The sequence below is a fragment of the Streptomyces sp. WG5 genome, from assembly GCF_049974565.1.
GTDB lineage: Bacteria > Actinomycetota > Actinomycetes > Streptomycetales > Streptomycetaceae > Streptomyces.
The window spans coordinates 1-10,337 of sequence record NZ_JBNGGC010000071.1 but is presented as its reverse complement, the minus strand read 5'-3'; the positions used below and the strand labels follow the sequence as shown (position 1 = coordinate 10,337).

Here is a 10,337-nt window from a genome sequence, read left to right as displayed (position 1 = left end):
TGGATACCTCACCTCATCGGCATACCGCGGGGATCATGAACCGTCACCACCCGACGACAACCCGAAAACCTCAGTAGTGCGAGGGCCGCGGCAAGGGCGGAGCCGGCGGTGACCGCAGGGGTGCGCCGCTTGAGGAGCGCGGCGACGACTGACCCGATCACCGCGCCGGCTGCCGCACATTCCAGCATGGCGGCGCCGAAGTACAGCGGGTCGCCTGGCCGGACGAGGTCGAAGGACAGGCCCGTCGTGCGAGTCGCGGCGACGGTGATGACCGCGAGCAGGGAGACGAACGGCGCCCAGCGCAGACGGCGCCGTACGAGTTGGGCGGCGATCAGGGGCAGGACGGCGAGTGCGGCCATGCCGGGGTTCGGCTGACCTCCACCAGGTGGGCGAGGAGTTCGCAGAACGCCAGAGTCAGGAGTCCGGCGATGGTCAGGCGGTCGGACAAGGTCCGGGGTGGGGTGGGCACGGTGACGGTGGCAGGGGTGGTGGTCGTGATCAGGCATGGCCTTTCAGGGTCGGATTAGCGGGAGAGAGAGGGGCGGGGCCGCAGGGGTGCGAGCCGAGGAGGGCGGGCCGCAGGAAGGCGCTTCACCGGGACCTGGCGCCTCCTGGTCCGGCAGCGGGTACGTCCCCGGGTTCAGTTCCGGGTCTCCGCGGTGGTCTTCAGCACCTGCAGCCAGGCCAGGAGCGATTCCTCGAGCACTCGGCGCATGGCATGCGGGTGCGCTTCGACGGGAGCACCCGCCCAGGATGCGCGGGTGCTCACCCGCACGCTGTCGCCGGTCTCCTCGAACTCCCAGACGTGGATGCCGGCGATGCCGTGGGCGGGCGGGGCCGCCCCAGACGATGCTCCGCCCGGGGGTGAGTTCGGCGACGGTGGAGCTGATGTCGAGGCCAGCTGTGGTCCAGTCGAACACCGCCCCGACGGCGAGAGGTCCGTGCAGGACGGCGATGTCGATGCCGGTGTTCCACTGCGGCCAGGAGTCCAGGTCGGTGTGCAGCCGCCAGATCGTCTCCAGCGGGGCGTGGACGGTCCGGTGCAGTTCCACGACGGCGGGGGCGCTGCGGTCGATGTCCATCATGTTCTCCAAGGGGGTGACGGGTTGGGGGGGTGAGCAATGAGCGGTGGAAGGGAGTGGGATGCGGGTCGGGCCGGTGTTTCAGGACCTGCCGGGCAGGGGCTCTGCCACACCGCTGCGGCCGCTCAGCAGGTGGACGGCGCTTGCGGCGGCGGCCACCAGTGCGATGAGGGCGGCTGCGACCAGGGCGCGGCGGTAGCCGTGTGCCAGGGCGGCGAGTCCGGGGGTGGCCGGGGCTGCGAGGGGGGAGAGGACCGCGAGCCCGAGGGCGCCGCCGACCTGTCGGGAGGTGTTGATCAGTCCCCCTGCGATGCCGGCGTGCCGGGGTTCGGCTTCGGCGACGCCCAAGGCGGTCAGGGGTACGAAGGCCAGGCCGAGGCCGGTGCCGATCAGTACGGACGGGCCGAGCAGGTCGGCCAGGAACGCGCCGCCGACGGGGAGTCGGGCGAGCCAGAGCAGGCCGGCGGCGAGTACGAGCAGGCCGGGCAGGAGGGTTTTCGACAGGCGTCCCGCGCCCCAGGAAGCGGACATGAGAGCGGCGGCGAGCGGGAGTTGGGTCAGGCCCGCTTCGAGGGGCGAGTAGCCGAGCACCTTCTGCTGGTAGAGGGGGAGGAAGAAGAACGTGGCGACCCATACCGCGCCGAGCAGCAGCATCAGGAGGTTGCCGGTGACGAGGGAACGGTTGCGCAAAAGCGCCGGGGGCAGCAGAGGGTTCCTCACCCGTCGCTCGATCGGCATGAGTGCCGAGAGCAGCACCAGGGCGGCCGCCGGGAGCACGAAGTCGGGCAGCGGGGTGGCGCCGTCGGCGCCGAGTCCGTAGACGAGGAGGGTGAGGCCGGCTGTGACGGTGAGTGCGCCGGGCACGTCGAGTCGGGCGGTGCGCTTGCGCTCGCCTCGGCCCAGGAGGAGAGGGGTGGCCACGAGGCACGGGAGGGCGGCGAGAGCGCTGACGGCGAAGACGGCCCACCAGCCCAGGGTGCTGGTGAGCATTCCGCCGAGCAGGACTCCTGCGGCTCCGCCCGCTGCCGAGGCCGCTCCCCAGATGCCCAGGGCTCTACCGCGGCTCGGGCCCGGTGGCCGGTGGGCCAGCAGAATGGCCAGGCCGGCGGGAGAGAGGAGGGCCGCGCCGATTCCCTGGATGGCGCGGGCGGTGATGAGCGGCCCGGCGCCCGAGGGGATGCCTGCGGCCAGGGAACCGGCGGCGAAGACGAGGAGGCCGGACAGGAAGGCCGTGCGGTGCCCGAGAAGGTCGGCGAGGCGGCCGCCGAGGGGAAGCAGGGCTCCGAAGGCGATGAGGTAGGCGTTGACGGTCCAGGCCAGACCGGCCGGTGAGAGGTCCAGGTCCTGGCCGATGACGGGCAGGGCGACGTTCACGATGGACGTGTTGAGCACGACGAGGAACTGCGCGCCGGCCAGGAGGGAGAGGAGGAGGCCTGGGTGGTGTCTGCGTGGCGAGGGGACGAGGGTGGACATGATGCCTTTCGCGATGCTGTCCGGAGGGCTGTCGCGGTCGCGCTGCACGGCGGGCGGTTCCCCTGTGCCGACAGGCGTGTTGCTGCGGTGAGTGGGCAGCCCGCCGCGCCGGGGTCGCCGCGGCGGGCTGCGAAGATCGGTCGGCTACCGAGATCGGGCGGCCGGTGGCCGGGGTGGTGCGAGGCGCGCACGCCGTCGCGCCGGGCAGGTTCACCAGTGGCGGTCACAGCGGTCGGCACGGGGCGGCGGCCGGGAGCTGTTGCGGCGGCTGCGGCTGTCCGTTCAGGAGAGCCGGTCGCCCGGCGTTCCGCGCTCGAGGTGGCCGTGTTCGGATCGCTGCTTGAGATTGTGCAGCCAGTGGTCCAGCGAGGCGTCCAGGGCGTCCTGGAGGTACTCGGCGTTGGCGCTCACGGGCTCGCCCGTCCAGGATTCCTCGGTGTGGACGTGGACTCCGTCCTTGGCCTGGGTGAAGGTCCACACGTGGACCGCGGTGATGCCCTGGGCCGGACCGCCCCAGACGATGCGGCGCTTGGGCTGTACCTGCTTCACCGTCGAGGTGATGTTCTGCAGCCCTTCGGTGGACCAGACCCACGAGGAGCCCGGGCGCAGCTTTCCAGGGGTCTGCTTGACCGAGGAGCTGACGTTTGGCTGCCAGGCCGGCCAGTTCTCGACGTCGGTCTGGACGCGCCAGACCCGTTCCAGCGGGGCGTGGATGACGATGTCGTCCCGGGTGATGACGGGGGCCGACTCGTCGATGCCGATCGGTGCGGGCCCTGTGTTCCCGAAGGCCAGGGGCAACGCGGCAGCGATCGCGGTGACGGTGGTGAGCATCACAGTTCCTTGGGTGATTTGAAGGGGCGGACCGACCCAAGCAGTGAGTGTGGTTGTTCACTCATTCCATGCTCAGGATACTTCCAAGCGAGTAGCACACGGAGCTTTCCGCACGGAAACGGGGGACGGCGAGCTGCTTTCAGCCCCTGTCCACCTCGGCGTGTGAGTAGTCAACCACTCTCTCCGTTTAGGCGTCAACCGCCGTCCGCCGCCGGGGCCCCGTCGTCGACGCACTGCGCCCCCGGCGGCGCGAGCCCGCCACAGGAGGCCGCGCCCGGCGGCGGGGCACGTCCGGGCATACACCCCGAGCCCCCAGGGTCCCGAACGGCGGGACATTTACAGCAACGGATATGAGTGGTTGATTACTCATATGAGACGGAACGACGCCAGCTGTCCTCGGCCGAAGAGCGCCGGGAGACAGTCCTACGCACCGCCATCGGAGCCTTCGCGGCCCGGGGATACTTCGGGACCACCACGACGGAGGTGACCAAGGCCGCCGGTATCTCGCAGGCGTACGTCTACCGCCTCTTCCCCAACAAGGAAGCCCTGTTCACCGCGGTCGTCGAGCACTGCTTCGTCCGGGTGCGCGCCGCCCTCGAGGGCGGCGCGGCGAAGGCCGAGAGCAGCGCGCCCGATGCGGTGCTCGCCTCGATGGGCGACGCCTATGCCCGCCTGATCAGTGACAACGACCTGATGCTGGTCCAGCTGCACGCCCAGGCCGCCGCCGTCTCCGAGCCGGCGATCAGGGACGCGGTGCGGGCGGGGTACGCCCGCACCGTCGAGTACGTCCGCGGCACCTCGGGGGCAGCGAGGAACAGGTCCAGCAGTTCTTCGCCGTCGGCATGCTCTGCCACCTGCTTGTCTCCATCGACGCCGGGGCGGTCTCCGCACCCTGGACCCGCACCCTGACGGGCGGAATCGTGCACTACTGACCCAACCCCGGGGAGGCGGCCGCACCCACCTGCGGGTGGACAGCCGCCTTTCCTGTATCCAAAAAGTGAGTGGCTGACCACATACTTTTGTTCTTCTCTCGAACGTGAGGTTCACGATGACGAGTAAGCCCTACCTGACCGGTCACTACTCCCCCGTCGCCGACGAGATCACGGCGACCGAACCGACTGTGGAAGGCAGCCTGCCGCCGGAGCTGACCGGCCGGCTGATACGCAATAGCCACAACCCCAAGCCAGGCATCACCCCGACCCACTGGTTCAAGGGCAGCGGCATGGTCCACGGCATCCGCCTCAACGAGGGACGCGCCGAGTGGTACCGCAACCGGTGAGTCCACACCCCCGCGCTCGAGGGCGCCCCCTACATGACCGACCGGGGACCGGACCTGACAGTCAGTACTGCCGGCACGCACGTCATCGAGCACGCCGGGCGGCTGCAGGCCCTGTCGGAAGCGGCCCTGCCCTTCGAACTGACGGCCGACCTCGAGACGGTCGGCGCCTACGACTTCGGCGGCAAGCTCACCTCCGCCATGACCGACCACCCCAAGGAGGACCCGGCCACCGGCGAGCTGCTTCACCGCCCCGGGTGAGTACCCCGCAGACGTGGGGCGCCGCGGAATCCGCTCGTTTCCGGGAAGCAACGCCGCGACGGCGGTGCCGCGGCGGACCTCGATGCGGTCGCCTCCCGCAGCGACATGGTCGAGCACCGCCTCCAGGAGCGAACGGCGTGCGGTCATCATGGCGAAGCGTTCGTCGCCCGGTTGCCACCCGGCGACCTCGCCGAACCGCTGCGGACCGTCGAGGAGACTGGCGATCGTCGCCCGCGGGCCGTCAGCTCAATCGCCACGTCCGGCAGTTCCTCGGCCGGCGTCCTGAGCACCGCAGGCAGCAGCATGTGCGGATGGCGGAACTGGTTGACGCCCGGTCGGTGCCATCCCCGCCAGAGTTCTTCACCATTCGCGTCGGGCGCTGGGGCACCATCGCGTTCCAGCACGGTGACCCGATGCCCGTCACGAGGCGGCATCATGGCGGCCATCAGGCCGACGGGCCCTGCTCCGAGCACAACTACGTCCATCACATCTTCTCCTGGTCACTAGCGTTGATCACCAGGCTCGCCGTGATCGTTGCTCACTTTCCAGACCAGTTGCTGCTCAGTGCGACCATGGGTGGCCGGTGGGGTCGGTGCCGTACATCTCCTGCCGCCACAGCGCGTCGCAGAGTTGGATGATCCCTTGAGTGAGGTGGCGACGGTAGGTGCTGAACCGCAGCCCCAGCCGCGCGGCGACCGCCTGCTGCGTGGGCCGGCCCCGGCCCAGGCAGGTGGCTGTCAGCGCCCGGTGGAACCGCTCGCCTCCGCGCAGATGGCGCAGGTCCTCGGCAGCGCGTCGCACGACTTCGGGCAGGGACAGGCCGCAGCCGACTGCGAGACGGCTGTGGCACAGCGGGTTCCTCACCAGTTCGCCTGGTTGGTCCCGGGTGCGCAGCGCGTCTCGCACGGCGTGGTCGAACTCCGGGCGCGAGAGCACGGCGAACACCTCGCCCGCCGCAGCCTCTTCCACCTCCGGCGCGGCGGATGACGCACCGGAAATGAGGGCAAGCAGCAGTCGGTTCTTCTGCTCGGCCCAGGCCCACAGGGGCTTTACACGCCAGTCGGTGGCGAACATCGCGCAGGTGGTGGGTCCGACGTGTGGCCGTTCGGTCAATGGCTGCGGGCCGAGATTGGTCAGGTAAGGCGTCCAGAAATCCGCTGCTCTGACGACGATGTAGGTCCAGGTCAAGCTCTTGTCCGCGCGGGCCACCTCGGCCAGGGAGCGCCACTGGTGCAGATCCTCCATCGGCGACATCTTCGGGTATTCCGGTGATGTCACCGAGAAGCGGACGATTGCCAGGTGCTCCCCGTTGCGCAGGGCGGTGGTTGCTCGGGTGTGGCGCCAGGCGGCCTCGGCCACCGGATCTGTTGCGGTCTCCGCGTGGCCGGAGAGACGCAGCCAGGCGGAAAAGCCGACGATGCGGCCGTCTCGCGTGGTGCGGCACACCCGGAAGGCCTGCGGTTGTCGCTCCAGCCAGTGGCGCGCCAGCGTGGCGGACTGGGGGCCTTCGACGAAGGTGGCCAGCTCCAGCAGCTGGGGGTGGTCGGCTGGTACGCAGGCCGTCAGCCGGACCTCGCCCTGCTGCCAGCTGTTGTAGTCCGCCATGTGCTGGTCGTCGCGGTACACGTACATGAAGGCGCCCACTGCGGGCAGGGTTCCGCTCTCGGACGAGAGGCGGACCTGGTCGAACAGGTGGCGGCTGACCCGGCCGTGAAGCTCTGCGTACCCGTCCGGGTCCCGCCAACGCAGGTCCGCCTCCAGCGCTCGGCGCACGAGGTCGTGGGGGTAGAGGCCCTCCCTTTTGGATCGCCGAACTAATTTGGTTCAAGGCTCCAAATGTGTCATGGTGGATGCATGGCAACGAGGAGTCCCCGCTCAGAGCGGCGTAACCAGGTGCTCTCCCGTGAGCGGATCATCGAGACGGCGATCGAGCTGCTCGATGCGGGCGGAGAGGCCGCCATGACGACGCGGGCGCTCACCGAGCGCCTGTCCACCGGCTCGGGAGCGATCTACTACCGGGTGGGCAGTCGCGACGATCTGCTGGACGCAGCGACCGAGACGCTTGTCACCGCTGCTCTGGCCGCCGATCCCATGGCGGTTTCGTCCTTGCCTGAGGATGAAATCCGCACTGTGGCGCTGGCGCTGTTCGACGTGATTGCCGAGCACCCGTGGCTGGCGACGCGGCTGACCCGGCAGGTGGTCCGCAAGCCGTTCGGGACGGTGACGGTCGGCATCTTCGAGCGGATCGGCCGTCAGGTCGGCGCGCTGGGCGTGCCGCGGGCTTCCTGGTTCGACGCGGCGTCGACGCTGGTGCACTACATCCTCGGCGCCGTCAGCCAGAACACCGCGATGGAGGGCGACACTCCGGACGGTTCGCACGACCGCGGCGCGTTCCTCGATGCGACCGAAGCGGCCTGGCAGAACCTCGCCGAGGACTACCCGTTCATGCACGCCGTCGCCTCACAGATGCACGCTCACGACGATCGCGAGCAGTTCCTCACCGGCATCGCCGTGATCGTCGACGGCCTCACCCGGCTCGGCTGACCCGCCCTGGTCGGCCCGTCCCTTGCGTTTCGGAAAGGAATCCCTCATGCGTGACGTAGTGATTGCGGGCGGCGGCCCGGTCGGTCTGTTCCTGGCCACCGAGCTGGCTCTGGACGGTGCCTCCGTCCTGGTCTTGGAATGGGACGAGGAAGCCACCTCGGCGTGGAAGGCGCTCCCCCTGGGACTGCGGGTTCTGAGCGCGGGATCGGCCGAGACGTTCTACCGCCGCGGCCTGCCGGATGCCGTACTCAGCGCTTCACACGCCGACCGGCCAAGGTCAGTGCTGCCCCGACTTGGCCGAAGCGCCGGACCCTCGCGACGTGAGCCACTTCGCCGGCAGGGGCCTGGACGCGGCCGACATCGGCGTGGCCTCGCGGCTGCCCAGCCCGGCGATGGAAGGCTTCATGACCAGCCTGGAGGCGGTCACCTCGGTCCTGACCGAATCCGCAGCCGAGCTGGGCGTTCACATCGTGCGCGGCACGCCCGTCACGGCTTTGGCGCAGCACGCCGACCACGTCACGGGCACCCCCGGCGGCCAGGAGTACCAGGCCCGCTACCTGTTGGGCTGTGATGGCGGGGGCAGCACGGTGCGCACCCTGGCCGGCTTCGACGTCGTCGGCACGGACCCGCTGTTCACCGGCTACGCCGCCCAGGTCACCTTCGCCGACCCCGACCAGCTGTCTCGGCTTCAACCTGACGGACAACGGCATGTACCTGCGCACACCCTTCCCCGGTCACGTCGGCATGATGGATTTCGACGGCGGCGCCTTCGACCGGTCGCAGCCGCTGACCCGCGAGCACCTCCAAGAGGTCCTGCGCCGCATCACGAGTGCCGACGTGACGCTGAGCGAGGTGCATCTGGCATCGAGCTTCACCGACCGCGCCATGGAGACCACGACCTGCCGCAACGGCCGCGTCCTACTGGCCGGGGACGCCTCGCACATCCACTCACCACTCGGCGGCCAGGGCCTGAACCTGGGCATTCGGCGATGCCGTGGACGCCGGCCCGAAATGGGACGAGCTGCACGCCCAGATCGGCGCCCTCATGGAGGAAGACTTCACCCTCTCCCTGGTCCGCGCCTACTACGCCCACTTCTGAACCGCTGCCCGGCCCGCCGGGTATCCCGTGAAAACGGTTGACTCCCCAGGCGGGCCAGACCCAACCGTTGACGGTATCCGCTGACCACCGGCCCCCTCACGGTGCACCCGCGCAGAACGCGGCGGCATCTCCCTTCGCCTGCACGAAGCTCGCCGGCGTCCCGCGCTCTCGCACCGCCCGAGCCGCTCCCGTGCCTCACTCCACTCCGCCTTCATGCCGGACGTCCAGGGCGCGAGCGATCACCCCGTCCTCGGCCGCCCATCACGCCCTTCACGGCCCCCTTCTTGGAGACGATCATGACCGGACGCCGTCGTACCTTCTCGACGAAGACCAAAGCCTTCACCGCCCTGCTGACGACCGTAGCGGCGGCGGGGATCGCCATACCGGTGATCACGAGCGCGCAAGGCGAGCCAGGGACGTCCGCGAACGCGGGCACCGCGCACACGCCCCTCAGCAGCGTGCAGAAGCTGCACCCCGACGCGGCCTGCTACGAAGTACGGGTCCCGGTGTCGGTGAAGAAGATAGGCAACGCCCACATCTACGGGGAGCTGTGCCAGCCGCGCCACCAGAGCACGACCAGCAAGACCGTTCAGCTACTGGTCCCCGGCTCCACCTACAACCACAGCTACTACGACATGCCGGTCGCCAACGGCCGCTACTCTTACGTCTCCTCGGCACTCGACGCGGGTTTCACCACCTTCAATATCGACCGCCTCGCCACCGGCAAAAGCACGCTGCCGCCCAGCTCCCAGTACACCCTCGACACCGGCACCGACGCCCTCCACCAGGTCATCACGCAACTGCGGGACGGCCAGATCAAGGACCGCACGTTCGACAAGGTCGTCTGGGTCGGCCACTCGCTGGGCTCATCCATGGCCTGGGCCCAGGCCGCGAAGTACACCCATGACGTGGACGCCTTCGTACTCACCAGCATGAGCCACGTCGTCCGAAAGGAAGAGCCCTCCGACAACGGCCCCGGCCAGGACATCCAATTCGAGATCAAAGCGAAGGACGACCCCAAGTTCCGCGGCACAATCAACGACCCCGGCTACCTGACCACAAACGCCGGCACGCGGCAGTTCTTCTACGACACCGCCCACACCGACCCGGCCGTCATCAAAGCCGACGAACGCCTCAAGGACGTCAGCACCGCCGCAGACTCCGACACCACGCCCCTTCCACCCGCCAAGTCCCCCTCCCTCACCATCAAAGTGCCCACCCTCCTGGTCACCGGCGACAAAGACCAGTACTGCAGCGCCGGCACCTGCACCCCCAAGACGATGCTGGCCAACGAACGGCCCTACTACTCCGACCAGGCCGGCCTCACATCGATCGTCGTGCCCAACAGCGGCCACAACGTACAACTGCATAAGAACGCACCGGAGACGAACGCCCAGATCCTGAACTGGATCAAAACCACAAGCTGAGGGAGTGGACGTGTCCTCAATGGACCAAAAGTCGACATCGCGAACTCGGCCAGGAGACGATTTCCGCAGTCATGTCGAAAACGACTCCCCGCTTCGGTTACAAAGCCCCACGTCCTGACGGTCGACGTCGAATACCCGGCCTCGGGCGAGCAGGCTCCCATAGCCGCCCCGATCATTCGTCGCTGCCGTCATCGCAGAACCCAATGCCGGGATCGCTCTCCCTTGCCAGCGGGTACACAGGCCGCTTCGGCGGTCCTGGCGGGCGGTCTAGAAGACTGATGAAGATCTTGCTGAGGGGCTGTCCGGCCGGAGGCCGGGCGGCCCCTTTGGTCATCCGGTGGCCA

The 10,337-nt window shown here is 69.0% G+C and carries 9 protein-coding genes and 3 pseudogenes; 5 read left to right on the top strand and 7 right to left on the bottom strand.

What is annotated here, in order from left to right; genetic code table 11:
- Positions 1-8: 8 nt before the first annotated feature.
- From ACP4IX_RS35680 to ACP4IX_RS35660, 5 genes and pseudogenes are all read right to left on the bottom strand, one after another.
- Positions 9-359 (bottom strand): hypothetical protein, encoded by a 351-nt coding sequence (locus ACP4IX_RS35680; protein WP_426558736.1) that lies wholly within the window; start codon positions 357-359, stop codon positions 9-11.
- Positions 360-640: 281 nt separating this feature from the next.
- Positions 641-769 (bottom strand): hypothetical protein, encoded by a 129-nt coding sequence (locus ACP4IX_RS35675; protein ID WP_426558738.1) that lies wholly within the window; start codon positions 767-769, stop codon positions 641-643.
- A 79-nt stretch (positions 770-848) separates the two neighbouring features.
- Positions 849-1,082 (bottom strand): annotated as a pseudogene (locus tag ACP4IX_RS35670) (SRPBCC family protein); the annotation flags it as partial.
- An 81-nt stretch (positions 1,083-1,163) separates the two neighbouring features.
- Positions 1,164-2,603, bottom strand: coding sequence for an MFS transporter (locus ACP4IX_RS35665; protein ID WP_426558734.1), 1,440 nt, complete (start codon positions 2,601-2,603; stop codon positions 1,164-1,166).
- Between the two features lie 234 nt (positions 2,604-2,837).
- Positions 2,838-3,386, bottom strand: a complete 549-nt coding sequence (locus tag ACP4IX_RS35660; protein WP_426558732.1) for an SRPBCC family protein — start codon at positions 3,384-3,386, stop codon at positions 2,838-2,840.
- Positions 3,387-3,869: 483 nt separating this feature from the next.
- On the opposite strand from ACP4IX_RS35660, the gene ACP4IX_RS35655 reads away from it, so the two are divergent.
- Both ACP4IX_RS35655 and ACP4IX_RS35650 read left to right on the top strand, forming a co-directional pair.
- On the top strand, positions 3,870-4,295 hold the full coding sequence (locus tag ACP4IX_RS35655) for a TetR/AcrR family transcriptional regulator (protein ID WP_426526884.1): 426 nt from the start codon (positions 3,870-3,872) through the stop codon (positions 4,293-4,295).
- 139 nt (positions 4,296-4,434) lie between these two features.
- A pseudogene (locus ACP4IX_RS35650) lies at positions 4,435-4,923 on the top strand (carotenoid oxygenase family protein).
- A 146-nt stretch (positions 4,924-5,069) separates the two neighbouring features.
- Here ACP4IX_RS35650 and ACP4IX_RS35645 read toward each other — a convergent pair.
- Entirely contained in the window at positions 5,070-5,408 is a 339-nt protein-coding gene (locus tag ACP4IX_RS35645; protein ID WP_426558730.1) for an FAD-dependent monooxygenase, read from the bottom strand.
- Positions 5,409-5,484: 76 nt separating this feature from the next.
- Positions 5,485-6,696: a hypothetical protein gene (locus ACP4IX_RS35640; protein ID WP_426558728.1), complete on the bottom strand. Its 1,212-nt coding sequence runs from the start codon at positions 6,694-6,696 to the stop codon at positions 5,485-5,487.
- Positions 6,697-6,777: 81 nt separating this feature from the next.
- On the opposite strand from ACP4IX_RS35640, the gene ACP4IX_RS35635 reads away from it, so the two are divergent.
- The 3 genes and pseudogenes from ACP4IX_RS35635 (at position 6,778) to ACP4IX_RS35625 (ending at position 9,993) form a co-directional block, all read left to right on the top strand.
- On the top strand, positions 6,778-7,467 hold the full coding sequence (locus ACP4IX_RS35635; protein ID WP_426558727.1) for a TetR/AcrR family transcriptional regulator: 690 nt from the start codon (positions 6,778-6,780) through the stop codon (positions 7,465-7,467).
- A gap of 46 nt (positions 7,468-7,513) precedes the next feature.
- Positions 7,514-8,479: pseudogene (locus ACP4IX_RS35630) on the top strand (FAD-dependent oxidoreductase); the annotation flags it as partial.
- Positions 8,480-8,862: 383 nt separating this feature from the next.
- Positions 8,863-9,993 carry an alpha/beta fold hydrolase gene (locus ACP4IX_RS35625; protein ID WP_426558725.1) on the top strand — a complete coding sequence of 377 codons (1,131 nt, stop codon included), beginning with the start codon at positions 8,863-8,865 and terminating at the stop codon, positions 9,991-9,993.
- Positions 9,994-10,337: the final 344 nt, after the last annotated feature.